The organism is Cutibacterium sp. KBN10P07758 (assembly GCF_050286205.1).
Taxonomy (GTDB): domain Bacteria; phylum Actinomycetota; class Actinomycetes; order Propionibacteriales; family Propionibacteriaceae; genus Cutibacterium; species Cutibacterium acnes.
Map to the genome: position 1 here is coordinate 1480380 of NZ_JBNNQV010000001.1, position 24891 is coordinate 1505270.

General features: G+C 58.7%; 28 protein-coding genes. 3 read left to right on the forward strand and 25 right to left on the reverse strand.

Annotated features, from left to right (window positions below; translation table 11 throughout):
• Positions 1–140 precede the first annotated feature (140 nt).
• From ACOYO3_RS07255 to ACOYO3_RS07275, 5 genes are all read right to left on the reverse strand, one after another.
• Complete coding sequence (locus ACOYO3_RS07255; protein ID WP_002517930.1) at positions 141–875, reverse strand: hypothetical protein; 735 nt, start codon at positions 873–875, stop codon at positions 141–143.
• Positions 876–1042: 167 nt separating this feature from the next.
• Positions 1043–1804: a CAMP factor pore-forming toxin 4 gene (camp4, locus tag ACOYO3_RS07260; RefSeq protein WP_152079302.1), complete on the reverse strand. Its 762-nt coding sequence runs from the start codon at positions 1802–1804 to the stop codon at positions 1043–1045.
• A 311-nt stretch (positions 1805–2115) separates the two neighbouring features.
• Positions 2116–2544 (reverse strand): alternative ribosome rescue aminoacyl-tRNA hydrolase ArfB, encoded by a 429-nt coding sequence (arfB, locus tag ACOYO3_RS07265; protein WP_002524074.1) that lies wholly within the window; start codon positions 2542–2544, stop codon positions 2116–2118.
• A 177-nt stretch (positions 2545–2721) separates the two neighbouring features.
• Positions 2722–3918, reverse strand: a complete 1197-nt coding sequence (locus tag ACOYO3_RS07270; protein WP_002516856.1) for an MFS transporter — start codon at positions 3916–3918, stop codon at positions 2722–2724.
• Positions 3919–3920: 2 nt separating this feature from the next.
• A complete protein-coding gene (locus tag ACOYO3_RS07275) occupies positions 3921–4265 on the reverse strand; it encodes a MarR family winged helix-turn-helix transcriptional regulator (protein WP_002518917.1) in 345 nt (114 codons plus the stop codon).
• A 208-nt stretch (positions 4266–4473) separates the two neighbouring features.
• On the opposite strand from ACOYO3_RS07275, the gene ACOYO3_RS07280 reads away from it, so the two are divergent.
• The 3 genes from ACOYO3_RS07280 to ACOYO3_RS07290 all read left to right on the forward strand — a co-directional run bounded on the left by ACOYO3_RS07280 (position 4474) and on the right by ACOYO3_RS07290 (position 6413).
• On the forward strand, positions 4474–4746 hold the full coding sequence (locus ACOYO3_RS07280) for a hypothetical protein (RefSeq protein ID WP_002516808.1): 273 nt from the start codon (positions 4474–4476) through the stop codon (positions 4744–4746).
• A gap of 2 nt (positions 4747–4748) precedes the next feature.
• On the forward strand, positions 4749–5585 hold the full coding sequence (locus ACOYO3_RS07285; protein WP_002517763.1) for a uracil-DNA glycosylase: 837 nt from the start codon (positions 4749–4751) through the stop codon (positions 5583–5585).
• Between the two features lie 162 nt (positions 5586–5747).
• Entirely contained in the window at positions 5748–6413 is a 666-nt protein-coding gene (locus ACOYO3_RS07290; RefSeq protein ID WP_002516791.1) for a cob(I)yrinic acid a,c-diamide adenosyltransferase, read from the forward strand.
• On the opposite strand, the gene ACOYO3_RS07295 is transcribed toward ACOYO3_RS07290, so the two are convergent.
• From ACOYO3_RS07295 to ACOYO3_RS07390, 20 genes are all read right to left on the reverse strand, one after another.
• Complete coding sequence (locus ACOYO3_RS07295) at positions 6414–6926, reverse strand: DUF2550 domain-containing protein (RefSeq protein ID WP_002518915.1); 513 nt, start codon at positions 6924–6926, stop codon at positions 6414–6416.
• A gap of 113 nt (positions 6927–7039) precedes the next feature.
• Positions 7040–7480 (reverse strand): F0F1 ATP synthase subunit epsilon, encoded by a 441-nt coding sequence (locus ACOYO3_RS07300; RefSeq protein ID WP_002516827.1) that lies wholly within the window; start codon positions 7478–7480, stop codon positions 7040–7042.
• A 5-nt stretch (positions 7481–7485) separates the two neighbouring features.
• Complete coding sequence (gene atpD, locus ACOYO3_RS07305; protein WP_002517950.1) at positions 7486–8940, reverse strand: F0F1 ATP synthase subunit beta; 1455 nt, start codon at positions 8938–8940, stop codon at positions 7486–7488.
• Between the two features lie 11 nt (positions 8941–8951).
• Entirely contained in the window at positions 8952–9896 is a 945-nt protein-coding gene (locus tag ACOYO3_RS07310) for a F0F1 ATP synthase subunit gamma (protein ID WP_002516850.1), read from the reverse strand.
• Between the two features lie 3 nt (positions 9897–9899).
• On the reverse strand, positions 9900–11537 hold the full coding sequence (gene atpA, locus ACOYO3_RS07315; RefSeq protein ID WP_002516787.1) for a F0F1 ATP synthase subunit alpha: 1638 nt from the start codon (positions 11535–11537) through the stop codon (positions 9900–9902).
• 53 nt (positions 11538–11590) lie between these two features.
• Entirely contained in the window at positions 11591–12382 is a 792-nt protein-coding gene (locus ACOYO3_RS07320; protein WP_002517837.1) for a F0F1 ATP synthase subunit delta, read from the reverse strand.
• Positions 12379–12933: a F0F1 ATP synthase subunit B gene (locus tag ACOYO3_RS07325; protein WP_002516771.1), complete on the reverse strand. Its 555-nt coding sequence runs from the start codon at positions 12931–12933 to the stop codon at positions 12379–12381. The genes ACOYO3_RS07320 and ACOYO3_RS07325 overlap by 4 nt, the downstream gene beginning before the upstream one ends.
• A 10-nt stretch (positions 12934–12943) precedes the next feature.
• On the reverse strand, positions 12944–13165 hold the full coding sequence (gene atpE / locus ACOYO3_RS07330) for an ATP synthase F0 subunit C (protein WP_002516779.1): 222 nt from the start codon (positions 13163–13165) through the stop codon (positions 12944–12946).
• 90 nt (positions 13166–13255) lie between these two features.
• Positions 13256–14032, reverse strand: a complete 777-nt coding sequence (gene atpB / locus ACOYO3_RS07335; protein WP_002524927.1) for a F0F1 ATP synthase subunit A — start codon at positions 14030–14032, stop codon at positions 13256–13258.
• Positions 14029–14307, reverse strand: coding sequence for an AtpZ/AtpI family protein (locus tag ACOYO3_RS07340; protein WP_002518912.1), 279 nt, complete (start codon positions 14305–14307; stop codon positions 14029–14031). Before ACOYO3_RS07340 ends, atpB begins: the two co-directional genes overlap by 4 nt.
• A 14-nt stretch (positions 14308–14321) precedes the next feature.
• Positions 14322–14816 carry a hypothetical protein gene (locus tag ACOYO3_RS07345; protein ID WP_002544083.1) on the reverse strand — a complete coding sequence of 165 codons (495 nt, stop codon included), beginning with the start codon at positions 14814–14816 and terminating at the stop codon, positions 14322–14324.
• Positions 14817–14972: 156 nt separating this feature from the next.
• Positions 14973–16076: an MraY family glycosyltransferase gene (locus tag ACOYO3_RS07350; protein ID WP_002516839.1), complete on the reverse strand. Its 1104-nt coding sequence runs from the start codon at positions 16074–16076 to the stop codon at positions 14973–14975.
• 8 nt (positions 16077–16084) lie between these two features.
• Entirely contained in the window at positions 16085–16957 is an 873-nt protein-coding gene (locus ACOYO3_RS07355) for an L-threonylcarbamoyladenylate synthase (RefSeq protein ID WP_002524926.1), read from the reverse strand.
• Positions 16941–17816 carry a peptide chain release factor N(5)-glutamine methyltransferase gene (prmC, locus tag ACOYO3_RS07360; RefSeq protein ID WP_002524082.1) on the reverse strand — a complete coding sequence of 292 codons (876 nt, stop codon included), beginning with the start codon at positions 17814–17816 and terminating at the stop codon, positions 16941–16943. Before prmC ends, ACOYO3_RS07355 begins: the two co-directional genes overlap by 17 nt.
• Positions 17816–18901, reverse strand: coding sequence for a peptide chain release factor 1 (gene prfA, locus ACOYO3_RS07365; RefSeq protein ID WP_002517757.1), 1086 nt, complete (start codon positions 18899–18901; stop codon positions 17816–17818). Before prfA ends, prmC begins: the two co-directional genes overlap by 1 nt.
• A gap of 121 nt (positions 18902–19022) precedes the next feature.
• Positions 19023–19232, reverse strand: coding sequence for a 50S ribosomal protein L31 (rpmE, locus tag ACOYO3_RS07370; protein WP_002513455.1), 210 nt, complete (start codon positions 19230–19232; stop codon positions 19023–19025).
• A gap of 115 nt (positions 19233–19347) precedes the next feature.
• On the reverse strand, positions 19348–21249 hold the full coding sequence (rho, locus tag ACOYO3_RS07375) for a transcription termination factor Rho (RefSeq protein WP_002550808.1): 1902 nt from the start codon (positions 21247–21249) through the stop codon (positions 19348–19350).
• Between the two features lie 298 nt (positions 21250–21547).
• Positions 21548–22438: a homoserine kinase gene (gene thrB, locus ACOYO3_RS07380; RefSeq protein WP_002517688.1), complete on the reverse strand. Its 891-nt coding sequence runs from the start codon at positions 22436–22438 to the stop codon at positions 21548–21550.
• 10 nt (positions 22439–22448) lie between these two features.
• On the reverse strand, positions 22449–23525 hold the full coding sequence (gene thrC, locus ACOYO3_RS07385; RefSeq protein ID WP_002517967.1) for a threonine synthase: 1077 nt from the start codon (positions 23523–23525) through the stop codon (positions 22449–22451).
• Positions 23522–24847: a homoserine dehydrogenase gene (locus ACOYO3_RS07390; protein WP_427305834.1), complete on the reverse strand. Its 1326-nt coding sequence runs from the start codon at positions 24845–24847 to the stop codon at positions 23522–23524. The genes thrC and ACOYO3_RS07390 overlap by 4 nt, the downstream gene beginning before the upstream one ends.
• Positions 24848–24891 lie beyond the last annotated feature (44 nt).

Below are 24891 nucleotides of genomic sequence, written 5' to 3' on the forward strand. Positions count from 1 at the left end.
CATGACTTCGCCTCATCACACGGCTCTGCGTCACGCAGAGGAGGGACCACAACGAGCCCCGGGGAGACCTACACCCGCGCCCTTCGCTCGCAGAGGCTCTCAAGGACGCTGTAGAAGGCGTCGAGAAACAAGATCATCCCTCATATAGACTCGCGCTGTGCCACGGGCGGTCGGGCGCGGACTGGTAGAGCCAGGAATTCCTTCGGATGGCGCGCGCGCCAAGCTTTCACAATGAGCAACATGAACGGAGCGCCGAGATTCGTCTCGATGAGAGAATCGATAACAAGCGGGTGCCATGTCAACGGCCTGATACCCGAGATCATCAGCACTGCCTCCCAGGTGAACTGGATGCCGATGCCGATTATCAAGGCCGAGCGAATCGAATAGCGCTCATCAGGGTGACGCAAGTTGTGCATCGCAAGCCATCCGTACCCAACGAGCGCGAAAGCGACCATGATGCCGTGGTAACTGCTGACATGACGCGCAATCTGCACACTATGGAACATTCCACCGAACCCCTGACTGACCAAAGCGCTGGTCAGCCACCCAGCGGGGAAAAGGATCGACCACTCCCAACGGTTTCCGGGCTCGTCGAACCATAGCCACATCCACGCCATATTCGTAATGCCGTAGCTGAATGACAGCCAAATTTCCAGTGGCAGGACGCTCATGCCAACGACGGTACGCGTTCCAAGTAGAGCGTAGAAGAAGCCGTAATCGACGACGAGGTAGGCGACGCCACCGAGCAATCCGACGACGAGGGCAGCACGGCGCCGTGTTCGCGCCAGTATGCAGAGGAAAGCCAGTAGCAAGATTGCGTCAATCCAGATGTACAGAACGTTGAAAGATCGCCTGACCAAGTAGTCATTCACCACGCATCACCGACCCTCGAATGCCAAGTTGCACCTCACTAATGTATCCCGATCACCACTGAAGACGTTCGCCCCCACCACAGGCACGGATTGAGGGTGAACAAGGCCGGCCACAGGAGGAATCCTCCCGTGGCCGGCCTCTGCGAAAATGTCCGGAAGTTACGAGTCGATCACTTCTTCGCCTTGTCGGGGGCGTTGAGAGCGGTCTGGTAAGCGGCACGAAGCTGATCGACGGCAGTGTCAACCTGAGCCACCGTGGACTTCGCGTTGGCACGGACTTTGTCAGCCTTGCTGATTTCCTTGTTCAGAGTGTCAACGACAGCCTGATCCTTTTTGCCAACGATGTTCTTGTTGCGCCCGACGCGGACCTCGTGGATTGTCTTGCGCAGCGTCTGCTTGTAGGCGATAGTCGCAGTGTCATCCTTGCTGAGATCAGGGTAGGCGGAAACCTTGTCGATACGAGCTTTGAGAGCTTTGATCTCGTCTTGAACCTGGGCGACGGAGCTCGCCGGATTAATAGCGACGATCGACGCCTTGGCAATCTCAAGACCAAGCTCAACGTGAGCCTTCTTGACCTTGTGCTGCAATGTGGTGTTGCCGGTCTTGATCGCATCAGCAGCGTCGATGGCGAGGTGGATGCGGGGCACGATGGTGGCCGGGTCATAGGCTGGAACGCCACCGTGAGCGATCGTGTCGATGGCGCCACTGAGATCCAGAGCGGTCTTAATAAGATCCTCAATCTGGTCAGCGTACTGCGACCCTGGAATGGCTTTCTGGGTCTCTTGGAGCATGTTGATGCGCGAGTTAAGCGCAGAACGCTCAGCCTTGATCTGATCGGTGGTCAGCGCCGTCTTGTTCACGGTCGAAACGGCAGCGGGGGCAGGAGCACTAGCCTGTGCAGCCGTGGCGGGCAGTGCCGCGGGCAAAATCAGTGCGCCAGCAACGAGCGGGGTTACGAGGTATGACTTCTTCTAAAGCAGCCTAAAGCGTTGGTCGATCTGCTTGTGAGCGTCACTCTGCATGATCGATCGTCGAACGACCAGGGACAATAAACCCAGTTCTTGCGCCTGCCACGACCCAGGCTAATGACAAGGCTGGTGGGAAGTCTCCCCAGCTAACCTAGTTGACCGATAAGAGACATTATGTCATTTTGCAGAAGGAGACACCGCACGATGGTGCCTGGAACTTTCCCCTCACACTGCCCCTCCACAACGAGCATTGCACTGCGGGAGACAAATCCTCGTCACCACGTCGGACGTTGACGATTCCTCTTGAGCTCACCACGCCGTTTCTTAGCATCCAAGCGGCGACGCTGGGATCCACGAGTACGCCGGGTGGCGCGACGTCGCCGCGGCTGAGTGCACGCCGTTTGCAACAGTCCGACGAGACGAGCGCGAGCTAGCTTGCGATTCGCAAGCTGAGACCGCTCATCATGAACCGTTACCGTCAACACACCGTCTACGAGTCGATTTTTCAATACCGACATGATTACCGGGCGTAGACGGTCCGGGACGGCACCGGAACGAGCGACGTCAAACATCAGTTCCACTCTGGAATCGGTCGTGTTGACCCCTTGCCCGCCAGGACCAGAACTGTGTGAAAATCTCTCCCGCAAATCTGTCTCAGCGATAATGAAACCAGGAACAACCTCAATGTCACCTACCTTCACCATGTCTCCCCCTCTGATCCAGGCCTGGCATTCAACTATTCAACATGAGAGGTGTCACGGACTTCCAGTCCACTGATCCGATCAGTCACCATCGAATAGTACGAAAGTTCCGGGGCACCTTTTGCGCATCGCGCCTGGGCTGTGTTCGTCTACCAGACCCGATCCAGGTCGTTGAGGAGATCACCCCAAAGCAACGCTGTGTGCGGTCATTTGCATGCGACGTTGACGGTCAATCCACAGCAGGATGATCGTCAAGACGAGGGCGACGGCTCCAATGTAATACGGGCCTCCGATCCCCCACATCGAGCTCAAGGCACCAGCCAAGGTTGGAGCACACGCGCCACCGAGGAACCGAACACCAGAATAGGCCGAAGAGGCCACCTCGCGCTGGATGTCACTGGCCGACATCACGATCTCGGTCATGGCAGTGTTAATGATCCCGATTAACAGGCCACCAAGAACGACCCCGATCACTTGTGGGATCGGGGAGATCCAGGTGGCAAGGACAATCTCGTCGATGGTGAACAGGATCAAGGTCACCGCAACCGTTCGACGAATCCCCACATGCTCACAACCGCGGGGACCAAGCCATACCGATCCGAGCGCCACCATCAAGCCCCAACCAAAGAACACTAGGCCGAGATCCAAGGGCGTGAACTGACCACCGGCCCGAATGGAGGCTTCAGCTACTGGAAAGGGCGCGTACGCCAGCAGGGTGAAGTAGCCATAGTTGTAGACCAATGCCGCCAACATGAGGATCGACACCCGCGAATCGACGAGGGCACGGAATGGTTCGATTGCCGAGCGGCGTGCAGATCGTTCGATCGGTGTAGGCGGGACGAACAGAACAATGGCGATCAGTCCGACAGCCATGAGAACGGCTGTGCCGAGGAAAGGGCCACGCCACGAGATCGATCCGAGGGCTCCGCCGACGAGCGGACCGAGAGCCATACCAGCTCCCAAGGCACCCTCGTAGAGCATGATCGCTCGCCTGGGTTCGGCGGATGCTCCTAACACCGTGGCCAAAGCGGTTGAGACGAACAGGGCGTTGCCCACCCCCCAACCGCCGCGGAATCCAATGATGAGATCGACATGCCCAGATAATGCGCACGCCGCCGCGAAGGTCACGATGATAGCCAAGCCGACGAGCAGGGTCTTCTTGCGCCCAATGCGAGTGGCGACCCAGGAAGCAAAAAACATCAACGCTGCAGACACGAAGAGATAGGTACTGAACAGTAGCTCGGTCTGACCTGGGCTGGCCTTCAGGGCCGAAGAGATCTCGGGAAGAATCGGGTCGACCACCCCAACCCCCATGTAGGAGAACGCCACCGCAATGGTGACCGCCCACACAGCCGGTCTGACAGGCTCTTTACTCATCGTCAATTCCTCGTCGTCCTCTCATCATTCTCGGACAGCACTTCGACAGCCCGGCGCAAGGCGGGCAAAACTCTCATCAGCAGATCTCGGTCCCTATCGCTCAACATGTTTAGCGCCGGCACGACGGACTCCCCCACCGACAGTTCGCAGTTGCGGCAGTACTCACGCCCGGCATCCGTAATCTCAACGAGACGACTGCGGGCATCATGGGGATCACGTTGTCGCGCTACTAACCCATCCCGTTCAAGCCTCTCAACGATGTCTGTCGTCGTCGTGGGTCTAGTTCCCTCGACGCGGCTCAAGGTTCCGGTGCTGATCGTGCCCATCACCTCGAGAGTGTGCAGCACCCGCCACGTCACGGAAGAAGGCGGTATACCAGCACGCCGCTTCGCTAACCGCTGGATTCGTCCACAGGTAAGGACGAGATCCGCCGCCAGCTCGGCCTCAAGCGGACCAGATTGCTGGGGAATGGGGTGTTCTGAGCTCACGGGCAGGGAGGATACTCCGGTTTCCGTAATAATTCACCCGCCGACACGACCGCCAGATTCCAACAGCATGAATGCGCACAAACATGACGCCTACAGCATCAGCATCGAGGGCCTACGAGCGAGCCAATTACCAGAGTCCACCAGCATGGAGGAACAGACGACCACCATCACTACCATTGAGCTAGCCCTTGACCTCGTCTTCGTCGCCACCAACGCTCATCTCCGTCACCAACGCCTTAGTGATGGCAATCCTCGTCGTCACAGCTGTGATGAGCCGACACCACCACATGAAACATTTCGTCCAAGAGCCACTCAACACGACCGCATCATCAAGAAGTAGCTATGACACCACTCCCCCATCCACGTATCGCCACCCTGTTCGAGTCACCGGTAGCCCCTGGCAGCGGATGGCCAGGAGATCCGGCATCACCGGACACCCCCGTCGCCAAATGCGCCGAGGATGCAGCGAGAATCGCTGCACACTGCAGCGAATTTGAGGATCTCGACGCTACTATTTCGGTATGCCGCGCGTGCCCGCGCCTCGTCAAGTGGCGCGAGGACATAGCGGTCACTAAGCGCGCTCAATGGCGTGATGAACCTTATTGGGGGCGACCCGTACCGTCATTCGGCGATCCATCCGCTCGCATGGTTATCATCGGCCTGGCTCCCGCCGCACACGGAGCTAACCGCACAGGACGAATGTTCACCGGTGACCAGTCCGGGGACTGGCTTTACCGCGCTTTATATGACGCCGACATTGCCTCACAAGCACAGAGCATTGACGCTGCGGATGGTCTCACCCTTCACGACTGTCGCATCATCGCCCCGGTACACTGCGCACCACCAGACAACTGGCCTCGACCCGACGAGAAGCGCACTTGCGCTATCTGGTTTGATGATGAGCTAGCGCGTTTAACCGCCCTGCGTGCAGTGATGTGCCTAGGGCAGATTGCCTGGACCTCAACCCTGGCAGCCGCCCGTCGTCTTGGATGGCAGGTCCCGCGCCCTGCACCCCGCTTTGGTCACGGCACCCGCACTCAACTCGTCCGGCCCGACGGGTCCATCATCGTCGTACTGGGGTGCTACCACGTCAGTCGTCAGAACACGAACACCGGACGGCTCACTCGCAGCATGCTTGACGACGCCGTCAACACGCTCCGGGATCTGGCCACTACCTGAGGAATACCTCCATGAGTGCAGGCGCAACACCGTCACCAGATTCGGCAGCTTAATCGATACTCAGGAAAACTGTATCCATCTCGGCAAGGATGGCGAGACAGTGCAAACAATCCCGCCCGCCGTTCGTCTTCCGAGCATTGGCAACGACCGTAGGCTGGGATCATGGTCATTCTTTCCAAGATCTACACCCGTACCGGCGATCATGGCTCTACGCGCTTGGTCGATAATTCTGTGACAGCAAAATCAGATCTCCGCGTTGAGGCTTACGGCCTCATCGATCAGGCCAACGCCAGCATCGGCCTAGCAATTGCTCTCGACACCACGACGAAGGTTCTCTCGAGAGAGGTTCGAGAAGCTCTCGGCATCATCCAGAACGAGCTGTTCGACGTCGGAGCAGATCTAGCCAATCCACTTGTTGCTAACCCAAAATGGGAACCACTGCGAACTGTCCAGGAGAGTGTCGATCGGCTAGAGCGCTGGTGCGATGAATTCGGCGATCAGTTGCCAACTCTCAGGTCTTTCATTCTTCCTGGTGGCAACCCCGTGGGTGCTCAACTTCATGTCTGCCGTACTGCTATCCGCACGGCTGAGCGCGCTGCGTGGCGAGCTGCCGAGATCTACGGAACCGAGACATCGAATGATCCAGAAACCACACCTGGCGGGGTTAATGAGCTCGCAATCACCTACCTTAATCGCCTTTCCGATTTGCTATTTATCCTGTCTCGAGCCGCAAATAAAGCTGGCGAAGACTCCTCCGATGAGGTGGTGTGGGTTCCCGGCGGGGAACGCAACCCGAGCACGCAGATGACCAACGACGGCCAGGAATAATCACACGAGATGCCCTTCGGTGGCGTACTCCACGCCACCAGGGGGTGCGGCCTCCAGCCACGACATCAGCCCAGTAACAACCCGAGGGTCGACAACGATCTGGCACACCGAGGATCGGCCTCTATGCCCAGTTTCAAGAGTAACAATTTCGTAGGCGTTAGAGGCTAAAGCCAAGGCGTCCTCCACGACCGGTGGGTGGTGCTCCCTCATGGCCAGACCGCCCCGCCTCAAGACGATCGTTGGGACGTGGCGAGGGTCGATAGCTCGGTACCATTCAAAGGCCCCATCAGCGTAACGAGCGCTCCCAATCATCCAGCCGCCCGGCTTGGGGCCACCCATCACGCGAAGACCGCATAAAAAAGCACCGCGTCTACGCATGAGAACGCGGTGCCTAATAAGAAGCCACATCATGTAGAGAACGGCACAACACACAATGAGACCAACAATGACAGCATCCATCGCCAAGGTCGACAGCATCTGAGTAGACCCGAGTTGAGCGATGGACACGTGCATGTTCCAACGCTATTCGGCGCACTTCTGGCAGTCTACGAAGGCTAGCCTAACTTCTCGCTGACAGGAGCGTGGGTCGTTGCAGCGGCCACTACAACGACCCACGGCTAGTTGTCTCAGGAGCGTTGCTTTCCGGCTAGTCGAGCGGCAGCGATCTGGGCCTGGGCCAGATGTAGACGATGAGTAAGGTCCTGGACGACCTCTGGGTCTTGCTCGGAACGCTCATGCTCGTTCAGCTTCTTTCGCAGGCTATCGCGATCACGCCGCGCCTGGTCAACCGAGATCTCCTCAGACCGGGTGGCGTACTGGGTGATGATCGAGACTTGTCCGTCATTATCCAGAGCCACGAAGCCACCGTCGCAAGCGATGACCTCACGGTTACCGTCCGTAGTGATGATCTGGGCCGCGCACGGCGCGAGGGCCGCAAGAAAGGCCTCATGACCGGGGAGCAGACCGATATCACCCTCGGTAGTCCGAACAATGATATTGACCGACTCCCCCTTCCACACCTCACGATCGGCGCTGACGACTTTGACTTGAAGCGGCGGGTGGTCCATAGGACTCAGCCCTCCTTCTTCATCTTGTCCCAGTTCTCCATCACCATGTCCATGCTGCCAACGTTGAAGAAGGCCTGCTCGGGAATGTGGTCAACGTCGCCACGGCAGATCATCTGGAATCCCTCAACTGTGTCGGCAATCGGAACCGTCGATCCAGCGACGCCAGTGAATTTCTCGGCAGTGTACGTGTTCTGGGACAGGAACTGCTGGATGCGGCGGGCCCTCGCCACAGTGACCTTGTCCTCTTCGCTCAGCTCATCCACACCGAGAATAGCGATGATGTCCTGAAGCTCCTTGTTGCGCTGCAGAATCTGTTTGACCTGAGTAGCGGTGTCGTAATGCTCCTGGCCTACGTACAGCGGGTCGAGGATACGAGAGGTCGACGTCAGTGGGTCCACAGCCGGGTACAGGCCACGAGAGGCAATCTCACGAGAAAGCTCCGTGGTGGCATCCAGATGGGCGAAGGTCGTCGCCGGAGCCGGGTCGGTGTAATCGTCAGCGGGGACGTAGACGGCCTGCATCGAGGTGATGGAGTGGCCACGGGTCGAGGTGATTCGCTCCTGCAATTGGCCCATCTCGTCGGCCAAGTTGGGCTGGTAGCCCACCGCCGAGGGCATACGACCTAGCAGGGTTGAAACCTCAGAACCAGCCTGGGAGAACCGGAAGATGTTGTCGATGAACAACAGCACGTCCTGGTTCTGAACATCGCGGAAGTACTCAGCCATCGTCAAACCGGTCAAAGCGATGCGCAAACGCGTGCCCGGGGGCTCGTCCATCTGGCCGAATACCAGAGCGGTGTCCTTGAGCACACCGGCCTCGTCCATCTCGTTGATGAGGTCGTTACCCTCACGGGTACGTTCACCGACACCGGCGAAAACCGAGGTACCGCCGAAGTTGTGGGCGATACGGTAAATCATCTCCTGAATGAGCACCGTCTTACCCACACCAGCGCCGCCAAAGAGGCCAATCTTGCCGCCCTTGACGTAAGGAGTCAGCAAGTCAAGGACCTTAATACCGGTCTCCAGCATCTCGGTCTCGGGCTCAAGGTCATCGAAGGCCGGGGGATCCCGGTGGATCGGCCAACGCTCAGTCACCTCGATTGTGGAGGGATCGGCGTTAAGAACGTCACCTGTCACATTCCAGACGTGACCCTTAGTGACGTCACCCACTGGCACGCTAATCGGGGCACCGGTGTCGCGCACCTCAGTGCCGCGGCGCATACCGTCAGTCGGTTTGAGGGAGATGGCTCGCACGACATTCTCGCCAATGTGCAAGGCCACCTCGAGGGTGATGGTATGAGTCTCTCCCATCACCTCAGCATCGACGTGCAGGGCGTTGAGAATCTCCGGCAGCTGACCGGCCGGAAACTCGACGTCGACGACGGGGCCGATAACGCGGACGACTCGCCCAACGCCGACCACCTCGTCCTTCGTCTCGGGGGTAATTGTTGTCGCAGTCATGGTGTTCTCTCTCACTCCTGTGGGGCAGACTCTGCAAGGGCAGCGGCGCCACCCACGATCTCGGTGATTTCCTGGGTAATGGCGGCCTGACGAGCCTGGTTGGCCTGCCGGGTCAATGTCTGGATGAGCTGCTCGGCATTGTCGGTAGCAGCCTTCATAGCACGCTGACGGCTAGCCAATTCCGAGGCAGCCGATTGCAGCAAGGCGTAGTGGACGCGGTTGGCGACGTACAGCGGTAGCAACTCATCAAGCACACTCACTGGATTAGGCTCAAAGCGGTACTCGTGAAAGATCTCCTCAGCGTTAGCTCCAACGCCAGGATCGCCTTCAGCAAGTTGACCTTCTGGAGTGTCCTGCGGGTCAACGACGGCCAACGGCAGCAGACGAATCACCTTCGGGGTCTGGGTCAGCATCGATTCAAACTCGGTATAAACCATATGGATCTCATCGACACCGCCCTCCTCAGTCGGTCGCAAAAAATCCTCAATGAGATGGTCTGCGATATCCTTAGCATCCCGGTAGCTCGGCGAATCAGAAAAGCCGCTCCACAAATGGTCGACCTTGCGTCCTCGGAATTCAAAGTACTGCACTGCCTTGCGCCCACACAGGTACGTCGCGATCTCCTGTTTCGGCTGGAGGGCGGTCGTTAACTCCTCAGCGGTCCGGATCACATTCGACGAGTAGGCGCCAGCCAGGCCACGATCCGAGGTAATAACCAGCACGGCAGATCGCTTTGGGTCTGGATTCATCGAAGTCAGCGGATGTTCCTCGTGAGTATGGGCGGCTACTGCCGAAAGCGCACGAGTCAGCTCCAGCGAGTACGGGCCCGCTGCTTTAACGGTGTTTTGCGCTTTGATAATTCGCGATGAGGCAATCAACTCCATCGCGCGAGTAATCTTCTTCGTCGTTGCGACGGAGTTCCGCCTCTCCCGCAGTTCACGCAGGTTCGACGCCACGGCTCAGCCCTTCTTCGCGCGAACGATCTTGGCCTGGTCGATGTCCTCATCAGCCATCGGCGAGAACTCTTCATGACCAGCCAGCATCTTTCCATCAGAGGTCTTGAATCCCTTCTTGACCTCTTCAAAGGCAGCAGCCGCCGCATCTTTCGCCTCATCGTCGAACTTGCCGGTTTCCCGGATCGTCGTGAGCACGTTGCTGTGACTACGCAAGTACTCAAGAACGTCACCCTCGAACCGCAATACATCGCCGACCGGAACATCGTCGAACTTGCCGGTGGTGCCACCCCACACGCTAATGACCTGCTCCTCTACCGGGTAGGGCGAGAATTGGCCCTGCTTGAGTAGCTCCATAAGGCGAGCGCCACGATCCAGCTGGCGACGGGACGTGTCATCCAAATCGGAGGCAAACATCGCAAAGGCCTGCATATCGCGGTACTGAGCCAAAGAGATCTTCAAGGTGCCAGCGACCGACTTCATTGCCTTAATCTGGGCAGCACCACCGACTCGCGAAACCGAGATACCGACGTCGACGGCCGGACGCTGGTTGGCGTTGAACAGATCCGACTGGAGGAAGATCTGACCATCGGTAATAGAGATGACGTTCGTCGGAATGAAGGCCGAGACGTCGTTGGCCTTGGTCTCGATGATCGGCAAACCGGTCATCGAACCGCCACCCAAGTCGTCGGACAGCTTCGCGCAACGCTCCAGCAGGCGGGAGTGTAGGTAAAAGACATCACCGGGATAAGCTTCACGGCCCGGAGGACGACGCAGCAGCAGCGACATAGCTCGGTAGGCCTCGGCCTGCTTGGTCAGGTCATCGAAGATGATCAGGACGTGCTTACCCTGGTACATCCAGTGCTGACCAATGGCCGAACCGGCGTAGGGAGCGATGTACTTAAAGCCAGCAGGATCGGAGGCAGGGGCATGGACGATGGTGGTGTACTCCATCGCACCAGCCTTCTCCAGAGCACCCTTCACCTCCGCAACAGTCGAGCCCTTCTGTCCAATGGCGACGTAGATGCAGCGAACCTGCTTCTGAGGATCGCCAGATTCCCAGTTGCCCTTCTGGTTGATGATGGTGTCGATCGCAATGGCGGTCTTACCAGTCTTGCGGTCACCGATGATGAGCTGACGCTGACCACGACCAATCGGGATCATCGAGTCGATGGCTTTAAGACCAGTCTGCAACGGCTCACGAACTTCCTGACGGTCCATAACGCCGGCAGCCTGGATCTCGAGGGCACGACGTCCCTCAACACCTTTGATCTCGCCGAGACCATCAACTGGGTTACCCATCGCGTCCACGACGCGACCGAGATATCCCTCGCCAACCGGCACAGACAGCACTTCCCCAGTGCCACGAACAGTCGATCCCTCATCAATACCGTCGGAATCGCCGAGCACGACCACACCGATTTGCCGCTCTTCTAAGTTAAGGGCAATGCCCATGGTTCCATTCTCGAAGCGCAGCAACTCGTTGGCCATGGCCGAGGGAAGCCCCTCGACGTGGGCGATACCGTCGCCAGATGTGACGACGGTGCCGACCTCCTCACGGACCGCCGTCTCCGGCTCGTAATTCTGGACGAAGTTGTCCAGGGCGTCGCGGATCTCCTCCGGACGTATCGTCAGTTCCGCCATTGCGTCTCCTTGTAAGCTCCCCCATCCCGCACCCGAGGTGAGGGTCACGTATGTCAGCCCAGTTCTCGTCGGGCTTGGTCCAAACGGTGGGCCACCGTCGAATCAATGACCTCGTCACCGAGGTTGATGAGCGCACCCCCGAGCACCGTCGGGTCAACAACTTCAGACAACTCGATCGGGCTGCCGGTGATCCGTTCTAGTTGCTTCACCATTTCCGCGCGCTGGGCGTCGGTCAGTGCCTTGGCGGTCGTCACGATCGCACGCCTGCGATCAGCCATCTCGGCGGCAACATGCAAGTACCCGTCGATCACCTGCTCGAAGGTGCTGTCGGAAGCCACCACAGCTCGGCGAGCCAATACGAGGGTTTCCTCGCTCACTTGGCCTCCCACCAACTTCATGAGCAACTCCTGGCGATCCGCCACCGAACGGTTGGGATCACCCAGTGCCACCTGCAGCGCAGCCTGCCCGCGCACGAGTCGGCTCACGTGGAACAACTCGTCGGCAACTGCCTCGAAGCGGTCAGCTTGCCGGGCTCCACGCAGCACAGCACGAACCCCTTGCCGCTCCAGAGCGCGAGTCAGCGCCGCCGGAGATCGCCACTTACAGGTGGTTGTCGCGTCCAGGAGTTCCTTGCAATCGGGCGAGACCTTCGACGTGAAAACCGCGTCGATAAGCCCTTGACGAGCCTTGGTCTCAGAACCTGTGTCGGATACTGCCCGTCGTAAGCCAGATTCACGATTCAGGACGTCAACGACCGCGAAAATCTCATTAGCGAACTCGGTACCTGTACCACGTCGGTCGCCGACCTCGTCTAGCTGCTGTGATGCGCCCACCGCCGTCGTCATGCCCGATTCACCGTCCGCGAATTAGACGCCGAGGGCTCGTCGGCGAGCGATGAGAGGAAGCGGTCGACGGTCGCCTGGACGCGCTGGTCGTCTTGTAGGGACTCCCCCACGATCCGACTGGCCAGGGTGGTCGCAAGGCCGCCGATCTCGGCACGCACCTCGCGCACCGCCTGATCGCGCTCGGCCTGGATTTGAGCGTTGGCACGCTCGGTGATCCGATCGGCCTCTTCCTGGGCGTTGGCACGCATCTCCGCAATAATCTGTGCTCCCTGACTCTTCGCGTCATCACGTATCTGGGCAGCCTCATCGCGCGCGCTGGCCAGCTGAGCCTGGTACTTCTCAAGAGCCGCTTTAGCCTCAGCCTGAGCCCTCTCAGCCCTCTCAATTCCACCTTGAATCGTCTCGGTGCGCTCCTCGTAAAGCTTCTCGAAACGGGGAACAACCGCCTTGGCGATGAGCCACGTGAGGAGCAACACAAGGATGACTCCGACGATAATCTCGATGGGATGCTCAGGAGCAAGCGGCCCAAGATCCATCTCGAGGATGTTCATACGTCCGGGCTCACTTAACGATGAAGGCGAGGATAAAACCGAACAGCGCGAGAGCCTCGACCACAGCGAAGCCAATGAATGCCGTCGTCATCATGGCCGGACGAGCCTCAGGCTGACGAGCGGTGCCATTAATGACGGCTGCGAAGATCCACGCCACGCCAAGAGCCGGGCCGAGGGCGGCCAGGCCATAGCCGAGCACGTTGAGCGAGCCACCGATGAGCATGGGTACCATGGTGTTTCCTTCCGGATTTTGTGCCCCGTCCGGGGGCGTTGTCTTCGTCGCCGGTCGGTTTGACGACGAGGTCCTAGAGGTGGTGTGTCGTCAGTGTTCCTCGGACATCGAGGATGCTACATACTGAGCCGACAGCACGGTAAATACGTAAGCCTGCAAAAAGCCCACAAACAACTCCAGCGCAAAGAGCGCGAAGCTGAGGATCAGGGAGAGACCGCCAGCAACGTTGTAAATAATGCTGGACGGGTAAGTGAGAAGGAATCCGCCACCAACGACGAAGATCATGATGATCAAGTGGCCGGCGACCATGTTGGCAAACAGTCGCAACGACAGCGTTAGTGGGCGGGTGACGAAGTTTGACAAGAACTCCAGCGGGATGATGAACCACCGTAGGTACCAGGGCACGCCGGGCGGCAGTACCGAGTCCTTAAGGTAGCGAATTCCCTTGGTCTTAAACCCAGCGATGACGTAGACGAACCAGGACACTATAGCTAAGCCGTAAACGTATCCGACATGGGAAAAAGTTGGGAACATGAAGACGAATAGTTCACCGAACCAGTTGTTGATGAGGATAAAGCTGAAGAGGGCAACCAGATATGGCAACCACGGTTCAAATCCGTGGCCGATGGTGTCTCGCGCCAGAGAATTACGGATGAAGTTGTAACAATACTCGCCAAAGACCTGACGCTTGCCTGGTACAACTTTAAGGCCGCGACTTATCCACACCCAGAAGACGATGACAACAAGGAATGCAATGATCACTTGCCAGAACGGCTTGTCCATCCAAGCCACCCCGAAGGTCCCGCCGAACTTGAAGTCCTCGAGCCCTGGAGTGTGAAACTCCAAAGGAGACACGATCCCGCTCACTGACCCTCCCGGTCGTTGTTCTGGTTGGGCACGACCCCGTAGCGCTTAACAATGAGATAAACGCTCGCCGCAAAGCCGACGATCATGCCGACGACAAAAATCCACACTTGATGGAAGTGGCTTGACAGCAGCCAGCCGATGCCACCATAGAACAGCATGCCCGCTAGGACATAGCTCAAAACACCCCAAGCGTCGCCGTCACTGGACGGCGCGGAGCTGGTACTCGTTCGTCTCATTGAGTTCGTGCTCATGTCTATGCTGACTTTAGCAGCCATAACCCCACTAGTACTCATCGAAGACCGCCATCGGCCTGACGACACTCGGCATTGGCTGGATCGTGATCTTCAGGATCTTCATAGATTCGCTGCGGCTGCCAACCAGCTAGGACCACGCCGACAGTCCAGGCCAGCAAGGACCCGATCATTGCTGATGTGCATGGAAGCGGAATAAGCCCAGTGCGGTACTCAGATGCCAGAGCCCCAAGGCCGCCCAGAACACTAACTTGGATGACGAAGAGCCCAACGGCCAGAAGCCAGGAGCCGCTCCGGTTGAGCAGATGAACGCCACGGCCGCACGCCAAAAACGCCACCGCCACGACGGTGCCAGCTAGACCACTGAAGGCTGACGGTACGCGGGGTCGAACGATGACGGTCATCACTAAGGTCACAAGCAGGCCGACTATTGTAGCCCATAGCAGCCCACTTCGGTAAACACGGGACACGACACGAGATGTCACCGGCGCACGGCGGTCAACGCGGGCATGACTCATGGCGAGACGTGCCATCTCATCATCCTCCCGTGATCACGGCCGCAGATTCCCGTGGTGAATACGCAGGGCATCTGGACTCGGCAACGCGACGCTATGAATCGAGTGGCGGTATGCCTGCTGAGGACATCCTCGATGAAAAGGTAACACATGACGCGTGACGATGTCGTCATCTCAGGCCTGGGCGGCTGGGTGATGTGAATTCGCCATAGTGAGGAGTACGCACATTCCGAGTCCCGTTACCACGATTACGATCGCCCACCATGTTTGTTCCAGGCCAATAAACACCGTCCCAAAGGTGAGCACGGTGGTCCATAGATACATCAGCAAGACAGCCCGCATGTGAGAGTGGCCTCGTTGCAATAAGCGGTGATGAAGGTGTTGCTTGTCCGCAACGAAGAACCACGTCCCTCGCCATGTCCTCCGGACATAGCCCATGACAAGGTCCAGAAAAGGGATGGCCAGCACCATCAGTGGCACGACGATTGGCAAGTAAGCGGGGACCAATCCGCCGCCCCGTGCTGTCAGAGCCGTCGAATCGATCTGTCCGGTCAACGAGATCGTCGAGGTAGCTAGCAATAAGCCAAGTAGCAGAGCTCCGGAATCACCCATGAACATCCTCGCCGGATGCCAGTTGTGGGGCAAAAAACCGAGACAGGCGCCCGCCGTCGCAGCCGTAATGAGACTGGTAGTCGTCGCAACAACAAAGTCCTGTTCGTGAGCCAGCAGGTAGGTGTATGAGAAGAAAGCCAAGGACCCGATGGCCACCACACCGGATGCCAGGCCGTCAAGTCCATCAATGAAATTCACCGCATTGGCGCACAACACAATGAAGAACACCGTCACCAAGATCGAAGTAGGCGTCCCCAAAGCAATGATGGAGTTCGGCAGCGGGATCCAAAACATTCGCACTCCGCCCGTGACGACGATGCCGGCCGCTAATACCTGGCCAGCTGCCTTGGCCAAGGCAGGAAGGTCGAGCAGGTCATCGACGACACCCACAGCGCAGATCACTACACCAGCCAGACAGATCGTCAACGCGTCGTCAGCAACCAGAAGATGGCGGCCCAGGAAAGGCATATTGCGGGCCAGCAGACACGCCAAGGCCACTCCCCCCAGCATGGCCACCCCGCCAAAGTAAGGAATAGGGACGGTATGGACATCCCGTGAACGCACTTTGGCGACAGCTCCCCACCTGAGGGCAGCCTGCCGACACAAGCCAGACAGCAGATAAGTTGTCAAACCCGATGTCAGCATCACCAAGAGGTATTCACGCATGACGAGTGTCAGCCCTCGATCTCTGACTGCGTCGATGTGGCCTCGGTCGGGGCAACATCAGAACCATGATTTTCGGACGAATCTTGGTCGATAGCCGGCGGTTCCATCCCAATAACGTCAGGGGTAACCTCGTGGATAGCCTCCAGTGATAGGGCGCCCTGACGCACCACTTTTCCGTCCGTCGTCGAAACAAAATCAATAATCGTCGAAGACTCCCCCACCCGACTTGGACCGGCATCAAGGTAGACAGCCACCTCAACGCCCAACTGATCGGCAGCTTCCTGCGCAGTCAAGGCCGCTGGATGGCCAGACTTATTCGCACTAGAGACGGCAAGCGGCCCAGTCATGCGCAGCAACTCGCGAGTCTGGTCCTGGTCAGGCACGCGAACAGCAAGAGTGCCGTTAGTCTCACCCAAATCCATGCCAAGAGACTCCTGAGCACGCAAAACAAGAGTGAGACCCCCAGGCCAGTACTTCTCGGCAAGAGCCTTTGCCCCCGCCGGTATGTGCTGGCATAGGGCTGGCAACGCGACCGAATCGCTGACGAGAACTGGCGGCGGCATATCGCGGCCCCGCTCCTTAGCGTTGAGCAGACGCTGTACTGCTAAAGCGTTGAGGGCGTCAGCACCAATACCGTATACGGTGTCGGTCGGTAGCACGATGCACTCACCATCGGCAATAGCGTCCGCAGCCTGTTCTAGGGCGTCTTCACAGGAATCAGGATTAGCAACGTCAAGGATGAACGGGGAAATCCCGGAATCTTCAGCCGCTGCGTCTCCTCTTGGCTCGATACCGCTGACTGTCGACTTCTCTTCTGCGACCGGCCCGGCCAGCTCGTCGGTATTGACCATCGTCTGGTCAGTCTCATCCATGGCATCCATCCTTGCACCGTCGGCGAGCCGTGACGAACCTCGGCCTACCTGCCAGATCATCATGGTCCTCGATCTGCTCCCACATATCGGAAGTCGCCATCGCAGCGACGAGCTCCTCACGTTGGGTCTCGTCGTGTTCCATGACGAACAGGCCGCTCGGCGTAAGCAGTTCGGCAGCTCGCCCGATGAGGAGCAGCGGTAGGTCGAGCCCGTCGTCACCAGAGAATAAGGCAAGGTCAGGCTCGTGTTCGGTGACTTCCCCAGGGATAGACGAAGCATCACTACGACGCAAGTACGGCGGATTTGTGACGACGACGTCGAACCGTCGGCTATCGTCAGGTACCCGCAAAGCGTCGCCCGCGAGAACCTCAACTCCGGAGTCGCACAGATTGCGTCGGGTCCACGTCAGAGCAGCGTCATCCACTTCGACGGCGCTGACCCGGGAACCCGGGACTTCACTAGCCACCGCAAGAGCAATAGCTCCCGTACCGGTGCACAAATCGATCACACTAGGGAAAGCGCCAGACATCACCAATCGTCGAGCCTCCTGGATGGACTGTTCGGCCACCAACTCGGTCTCCAAGCGGGGTATAAACACTCCTGGCCCGACCTCCAGCCGAAGGCCACGGAACCAGGCATGACCGATGATGTACTGCGCTGGTTCCCCGCTTCGCCGCCGATCCACCATCTGATTGAAACGATCCTCATCATCAGCATTAACGCTCGCCACACGAATGAGTTGTGACGGTTGGATTCTCAGTGCTTCACATAGCAACATGCGTGCATCTGCTGCCGGGGTCTCAATCCCCGCGGTGGTCAGTTGTCGAGTGGCTCGTGCCAGGAGGAGAGATGGGCTGGGATCTGCCATTAGGATTCTTGACCTTCGGGCCGTTGTGCCATCCGACGCCTCACCTCATCGGCATGGAGCGCGTCTAGAACATCACCTAGGTCGCCAGCCAGAATCTGGTCAAGTTTCCTGGACTTGTACCCAATACGATGATCTGTCAGGCGATTCTCGGGAAAGTTATAGGTACGCACTCGAGCCGATCTATCGACAGTACGCACCTGGTCTCGACGCATTCGATCATTTTCATCAGCAGCCTGTTGCGCCGCTAAGGCCGCGACTTTTGCCCGCAACATCCGCATCGCTTCCGCTTTGTTCTGCAACTGGCTGCGCTCATTTTGGCAGCTGGCGACGATGCCGGTAGGCAAGTGGGTAAGACGAACAGCCGAATCGGTGGTATTGACTCCTTGGCCGCCTGGCCCCGAAGACCGGTACACGTCAACGCGAACCTCAGCTGGGTCAATATCGACCTCAGTCTCGTCGACATCCGGCATGACAAGGACTCCGACTGCTGAGGTATGAATACGCCCCGACGACTCCGTCACTGGCACCCGCTGCACGCGGTGGACGCCACCTTCATGCTTGAGGTAGCCATAGGCTGGGCGCGATGGAACCCCCGCAACGGCAATCACGACCGTGCGATATCCTCCCAGATCTGTCGGTTCGCTGGTGAGCTCGCGAACGCTCCACCCCACCCGTTCGGCATACCGGGTATACATCCGTAAGAGATCAGCAGCAAAGAGGGCAGATTCTTCTCCACCCTCGCCAGAGTGGATTTCGACTAAAGCATCTTCCTGATCCAGGGGGTCAGAAGGGGCAAGTAACTCGGTGAGCTCTGTACTGGCGAGGTCCAATTGGCCACGCAGCCTCTCAGCTTCCAGCCCAAAAGCGGGATCCTCCTCAGTGAGATCCTCGGCTGCCTCAACGTCGGCCCTTAGCTGGTCGACGCGGTCGGCGACTGACACCACATGGCGAAGGCGTGCATGGCGCTTACCGAGCCTTCCCATAGCAGAGGGGTCTGATAGCACCGCAGAATCGGCCAACTGGGTCTCGATCTCCCGCAGACGACGACGAACTTCATCAATCGCCTGTTGCGCAGATTCGCTCATGCCCCCTCCTGACCAGCGTTGCCTGGGTCGGGTGTTGTACCCCCGAAACGAGCCATGACGCCGAGCCGCAGCCCGGCGTCATGGTCATAGGTATAGACGACGTCAGTACGTGTAGACGACGTCAGTTCTTTTTGCCATAGCGGCGCTCGAACCGGGCAACGCGGCCACCAGCGTCAAGAATCTTCTGCTTGCCGGTATAAAACGGGTGGCACTTCGAGCAGACGTCAGCATTAAGGGTGCCAGACTGCGAAGTGCTGCGGGTAGTGAAGGTGTTCCCACAGGTGCACACCACGGTCGTCTCACGGTAATCGGGATGGATTCCCTGCTTCATGTTGTGATCTCCTTATCAAACGCGCTCCGGGTCGCCCGACTGGTACGAACGGGCGTGAACCGGAACCGGCGCGTCAGTTTACCCCTGACGGCCAGCCACGGTCCACCTGACGACATCAATCCTGGTTAGGGGTCGTCTTCGAAATGGTGTACAAGAACTCCACGTTCGTTTGTGTCTTACGTAGCCGCGAAAGCATCATTTCGAGAGCCTGAGAGCCTTCCAGACCAGACAGCACTCTGCGCAGCTTCCACATAATCGCTGTCTCCTCGCGCGACAGCAGCAATTCCTCGCGACGGGTACCGGATGCGTCAACGTCGATAGCAGGGAACAGCCTCTTATTGGCAAATTCGCGACGGAGCCGCAACTCCATATTGCCAGTGCCTTTGAACTCCTCGAAGATCACCTCGTCCATCTTCGACCCGGTCTCAACCAGAGCGGTGGCGAGGATCGTCAGGGACCCACCGTGTTCGATATTACGAGCAGCGCCAAAGAACTTCTTCGGCGGGTACAGAGCAGCTGAGTCGACACCACCGGAAAGGATCCGACCGGAAGCAGGGGCAGCCAAGTTGTACGCACGTCCCAGACGAGTGATGCCGTCCAGCAAGATGACGACGTCGTGACCAAGCTCCACGAGACGTTTGGCACGCTCGATGGCCAGCTCGGACAGCTGAGTATGGTCGTCAGCAGGGCGGTCGAAAGTCGATGCGACGACCTCGCCGCTGACAGTGCGCTGGAAGTCAGTGACCTCCTCGGGGCGCTCGTCGACCAACACCACCATGAGGTGAACTTCGGGGTTATTGCGAGTGATCGAGTTTGCGATCGATTGCATGATCATCGTCTTGCCAGCCTTTGGAGGCGAAACGATGAGACCGCGCTGGCCTTTACCAATCGGACTGACGAGATCGATGATCCGCCCAGTCATGTTTTTGGGGTCGTCCTCGAGACGCAGACGTTCCTGCGGATACAGCGGAGTGAGCTTAGAAAACTCCGGACGCTGCTTCATCTGCTCGGGATCAACACCATTAACCTGCTCGATTTTGACCAGCGGCGCGAACTTTTCACGCCTCTCCCCTTCGCGATGAGCACGCATCTGACCGACGATGACGTCGCCTTTGCGCAGGCGGTGCCGACGCACTATAGCCATCGAGACATAGGCATCATTGGCGCCAGGAAGATATCCCGAAGTGCGCACAAAGGCATACTGGTCACGAATGTCGAGGATGCCCGAGCACGGGACAAGGACGTCGTCCTCACGCACATTCGGTTCTGAATCGGAGTAGCGGTCGTTAGAACGCTTGCGACGGTTTTGACGGTCACGCTGGCGACGGCGGCGAGAACGTCGCCCGCCATTGCCGTATTCCGAGAACCGACCGTACTCGTCGTCGGAATCGACAGAAGAGTCGTTGTTGTGATCATGTTGAGGGCCACGATCGGACTGGTTACGTTCACCGCGTTGACCGCGAGACAGCGCTTCAAGCCGGGCACCAACCTCGTCGTTGATGTTGCTATCGCCAGAATTGCTGTTGGAATTTTCTCGTGAGGTATTGCGGGCTCGTCGTCGAGGTGAATCGCCTCGACGACTGCGGTCACCGCGCTCACGGCCCGGGCGATCAGCTCCGCCATCCTGCTGACCCGGATCTTGGTCGTCAGGTTTCTTGGCTGTTTCCGCTTGTTTCTGAGCCTCGGCGGCGTCGAGTAGGTCGCCTACCGACGGAGTTTTCTTCCCCCCTGCAGATTTATTGAATTCGGAGTCCTCAGAAGCCTCCGCGCGACGGCGTCGCTGGGTGCGCTGTTGCCGGCCCTCATCACTAGAAGTACCGGATTCCTGACCGCGATTCTGACGCTCAGCTGGCCTCCCGACTCCCGGATATCCCCCTTCAGAGATAGCCGCGATGAGGTCAGCCTTGCGCATACCACGAGCTCCCTTAATTCCCATCTGAGTAGCGATAGAACGAAGCTCGGGGAGCAACTTAGTGGACAGATCCAAGGATCCATCCGGCTGTGAGGTTTGAGTCACGTAAGTCCCTTCGAACTGCCCCGGCCGGTATAACGTCCGGTGGGCGCGGTTTCATCGGGCCTGCCGTCGGAATCGACTATAGGTCGGGCGGCTGACACCACGGGAACCGAACGGTTTGCGGAGCAGGGACCTCCGGCCGTGGTGTGGCGTTCGAGGCCCTCGAACGCCGAAGACATGGTCCCCAGGGACAAGACTGTGACGCCGGGATCACGAGACGATCGTCAGTGGGGATTTGCGCACGTCCAGCGCGCTACATCACTACTATAACGCACATACCGGATCGTGTTCATACCGAGGATCAGAAGAAATGGACCCCTTCACCAAGAACTAGGTCATGTGCCACGAACCCGGCAGTATCGACGTCAGACACCTTCTCGAGTTGGTCACGGCTCCCCAGGGCCAGAACGGTAGGCCCAGCGCCAGAAATGACAGTGGCGACGCCACGTCCGCGCAATCTATCCGTGAGCGCTGCCGATTCCGGCATAAGAGCGCGCCGGTATGGTTGGTGGATCCAGTCCTGAGTTGCCGCCAAGAGATGTTCAGGTGAGGTTGTCAGGGCAGTGACAAGCAGTGACGCCGCCAGGACCTGATGGACCGCGTCAACGCGGTCGACCTGTTCGGGAAGCACCTGACGGGCCAAGGCCGTTGGTACGAGGCGATCGGGAACATATACCCGAAACACAATGGACGGGTTGACAGTCAAGCCGATGTGGTTGACGGCCTCGCCATCGAGCCACGCCAACTGCGCACCCCCGAGGATCGCGGGAGCGGCATTGTCCGGATGACCCTCGATAGCGGCAGCCATCGTCAGAAGCGCACTGCGATCCAGCGGGAACCCAGGGCGGGCCAGCCCCCAAGCCAATGCCAACCCGGACACGACGGCCGCAGCCGACGATCCCAGACCTCGGCTTTGCGGAATGGAGTTGATAGCGGTCAGATGCAACCCAGCATCAGGGTGGGGATAGCCCAGCTCCACCAAACCCTGGCGTAACGTCGCCATCACGAGGTGGGATTCGTCATGGGGAACCGTGTCAGCCCCTTCCCCTGTCACGTCGATCATCACCCCGGGACGATCGAGTACCCCGACACTAACCTCATCCCATAGATCCAGAGCTAAGCCGATACAGTCATAACCGGGACCGAGGTTCGCAGAAGTAGCGGGAACACGCACCCGCACGCTGTTGTCCATCGTCAATTCCTCAGGAACAGAAGTCCAACAAAGCGGCAACCTGGTCAGTCGAAGCTTCCACAGCCTCGGTTGACCAGGTAGTGCGACTCAATGCAGTGTCAATGTCCTTCAGACCGTTTCCAGTTACCGTGACGACGATGCGCAGTCCAGGATCCAGGCGTCCCTCGGACTTCAACTTGAACAAACCTGCCACTCCGACTGCTGATGCCGGCTCAACAAAAATGCCCTCTCGAGCAGCTAGGAAAGTCTGGGCGTCAAGAATTTGCTCGTCCGTGACAGCGTCGATGAGCCCCTCCGACTCGTCTCGAGCGGCCAACGCCAGCTTGCCGGAGGCCGGACGACCGATACGAATAGCGGTGGCTACCGTTTCCGGGTCATTAACGTCGTGGCCCAGCACCAGGGGGGCTGCGCCAGCGGCTTGGAATCCGAACATCCGCGGCGTGTGGCTGGCAGGACCGTCCGCTACGTACTCGCGGTAACCCTTCCAATAGGCGGTGATATTGCCTGCGTTGCCCACCGGAAGAGCGTGGATATCAGGAGCGTCACCAAGAACGTCAACGACCTCAAAGGCAGCAGTTTTCTGTCCCTCGATGCGGTACGGATTGATCGAGTTCACCAGGGAGACCGGGAAATTCTCGGCCAGCTCGCGGGCAATACGCAGGCAATCGTCGAAGTTGCCGAGAATCTGGATGATTCGACCGCCATGGACAACAGCCTGGGCGAGTTTGCCAGCTGCAATCTTGCCCTGGGGAAGGAGCACGACCGGAGTCATGCCGGCTCGGGAGGCGTAAGCCGATGCCGAGGCAGAGGTATTACCGGTAGAGGCACACACCACGGCTTTCGAGCCGTCGGCAAGGGCTTTCGTCATGGCCATCGTCATGCCACGATCCTTGAACGATCCGGTCGGATTGGCCCCTTCAACTTTAACCCATACCGTCGCGTCAAGCTCGGCGCCCAATCGTGGGGCAGGCACCAACGGGGTCGCCCCCTCCCCCAACGTCACGATCTGGTCAATTCCGTCCATAGGGAGACGGTCTCGATAGGTCTCAATCACGCCGAAGAGACGATTCTGCTGGCTCATGATCACATTCCCTCCACTCGGATAACACGAGGATCGGAGTTGACGTAGTGATGGCCGGTGAGTTCGTTGACGCACTCGTCGACGTCACATTCTCGGGCTTCGTGAGTGAGGACCTTGAGGGTAGCTGACCATCCATCAGCGCGGTCAGTACCCTCCACTGCAGACTGTTGCACAGTCTGCAAGGACACCCTGTGGCTGGCGAAGATCTTTGCGACTTCGGCGAGCACACCGGGCTCGTCACGAACTTGCAACCGTAGGTGAAACCGGGTGTGGACCTCGGACATGGGCAAGATCGGGAACTCCCCGTAGACGTCCTGAGGCGGACCAGCAACCCCTCGCACGAGGTTACGTGCCACAGTGACGAGGTCTCCCATAACGGCTGATGCCGTGGGAGAGCCTCCGGCTCCAGGGCCAAGGAACATGAGGCGTCCGGCTTCACGAGCTTCGATGAACACCGCGTTGAAGGCTCCTGAGACACTCCCCAAAGGATGGGTTGCAGGAACGAGGGCCGGATGGACGCGAGCCGAAATACCGTCGGGGCCGGCCTGGCACACAGCTAAGAGCTTGACGACGCAATCCATATCATGTGCAGCGAGGATGTCATCTGGGGTGATCTCGGTAATCCCTTCTCGATACACCTGGTCGCCGCGCAACTGAGTATGGAACGCAAGCGACGACAGCAGCGCAGCCTTAGCCGCAGCGTCATAACCCTTCACGTCAGCCGTCGGATCGGCCTCGGCATACCCTTGAGCTTTCGCCTGGGCAAGGGCTTCATCGAACCGGGCACCCGTAGTCGTCATTTGGTCAAGGATGTAGTTGGTCGTGCCATTGACGATGCCCATAACACGAGTGATTTGATCTCCGACAAGAGACTCGCGCAGCGGGCGGACGATCGGAATTGCCCCGGCTACCGCAGCTTCGTAGTACAGATCGACGCCGTTGCTCTCGGCCACAGCGTGTAACTCAGTCCCGTGAGCTGCCAACAGGGCCTTATTCGCCGTCACAACGGAGTGCCCCTTGCCGAGGGCAGCTGTCAGGAGCTGACGGGCAGGGTCGATGCCACCGATGAGCTCGATGACGATATCCACATCGTCCCGGTTAACGAGCACTGTGGGATCATCGGTAAAAAGACGCGAGTCAAGGCCCTGGCGCGGGCGATCAGGATGGGCGACAGCAATACCAGCGAGCTCGACCTGCCGCCCCACTCGAGCGGCGATATCCTCCGTCCTCGATTCAATCATCCGGGCCACCTGGGACCCCACAACCCCGCACCCCAGCAAGGCCACGCGTATCGGCTGGGCTGACGCGGAATCGGTGGTATTCGTCATCTCTTCCTCACCTCGTTGTTGTCAGCTGATGAAAGTTCACAGAT

What these genes read in the sequence shown, in the direction of transcription:
- arfB (WP_002524074.1), bottom strand. Translation starts at nt 2,544, where the DNA reads ATGGTGAAGGTAGGTGACATTGAGGTTGTTCCTGGTTTCATTATCGCT.
- ACOYO3_RS07270 (WP_002516856.1), bottom strand. Translation starts at nt 3,918, where the DNA reads ATGAGTAAAGAGCCTGTCAGACCGGCTGTGTGGGCGGTCACCATTGCG.
- ACOYO3_RS07280 (WP_002516808.1), top strand. Translation starts at nt 4,474, where the DNA reads ATGAATGCGCACAAACATGACGCCTACAGCATCAGCATCGAGGGCCTA.
- ACOYO3_RS07285 (WP_002517763.1), top strand. Translation starts at nt 4,749, where the DNA reads ATGACACCACTCCCCCATCCACGTATCGCCACCCTGTTCGAGTCACCG.
- ACOYO3_RS07290 (WP_002516791.1), top strand. Translation starts at nt 5,748, where the DNA reads ATGGTCATTCTTTCCAAGATCTACACCCGTACCGGCGATCATGGCTCT.
- ACOYO3_RS07295 (WP_002518915.1), bottom strand. Translation starts at nt 6,926, where the DNA reads ATGCACGTGTCCATCGCTCAACTCGGGTCTACTCAGATGCTGTCGACC.
- ACOYO3_RS07300 (WP_002516827.1), bottom strand. Translation starts at nt 7,480, where the DNA reads ATGGACCACCCGCCGCTTCAAGTCAAAGTCGTCAGCGCCGATCGTGAG.
- atpD (WP_002517950.1), bottom strand. Translation starts at nt 8,940, where the DNA reads ATGACTGCGACAACAATTACCCCCGAGACGAAGGACGAGGTGGTCGGC.
- atpA (WP_002516787.1), bottom strand. Translation starts at nt 11,537, where the DNA reads ATGGCGGAACTGACGATACGTCCGGAGGAGATCCGCGACGCCCTGGAC.
- ACOYO3_RS07320 (WP_002517837.1), bottom strand. Translation starts at nt 12,382, where the DNA reads ATGACGACGGCGGTGGGCGCATCACAGCAGCTAGACGAGGTCGGCGAC.
- ACOYO3_RS07325 (WP_002516771.1), bottom strand. Translation starts at nt 12,933, where the DNA reads ATGAACATCCTCGAGATGGATCTTGGGCCGCTTGCTCCTGAGCATCCC.
- atpE (WP_002516779.1), bottom strand. Translation starts at nt 13,165, where the DNA reads ATGGTACCCATGCTCATCGGTGGCTCGCTCAACGTGCTCGGCTATGGC.
- ACOYO3_RS07340 (WP_002518912.1), bottom strand. Translation starts at nt 14,307, where the DNA reads ATGGCTGCTAAAGTCAGCATAGACATGAGCACGAACTCAATGAGACGA.
- ACOYO3_RS07345 (WP_002544083.1), bottom strand. Translation starts at nt 14,816, where the DNA reads ATGGCACGTCTCGCCATGAGTCATGCCCGCGTTGACCGCCGTGCGCCG.
- ACOYO3_RS07350 (WP_002516839.1), bottom strand. Translation starts at nt 16,076, where the DNA reads ATGCGTGAATACCTCTTGGTGATGCTGACATCGGGTTTGACAACTTAT.
- ACOYO3_RS07355 (WP_002524926.1), bottom strand. Translation starts at nt 16,957, where the DNA reads ATGGATGCCATGGATGAGACTGACCAGACGATGGTCAATACCGACGAG.
- prmC (WP_002524082.1), bottom strand. Translation starts at nt 17,816, where the DNA reads ATGGCAGATCCCAGCCCATCTCTCCTCCTGGCACGAGCCACTCGACAA.
- prfA (WP_002517757.1), bottom strand. Translation starts at nt 18,901, where the DNA reads ATGAGCGAATCTGCGCAACAGGCGATTGATGAAGTTCGTCGTCGTCTG.
- rpmE (WP_002513455.1), bottom strand. Translation starts at nt 19,232, where the DNA reads ATGAAGCAGGGAATCCATCCCGATTACCGTGAGACGACCGTGGTGTGC.
- thrB (WP_002517688.1), bottom strand. Translation starts at nt 22,438, where the DNA reads ATGGACAACAGCGTGCGGGTGCGTGTTCCCGCTACTTCTGCGAACCTC.
- ACOYO3_RS07390 (WP_427305834.1), bottom strand. Translation starts at nt 24,847, where the DNA reads ATGACGAATACCACCGATTCCGCGTCAGCCCAGCCGATACGCGTGGCC.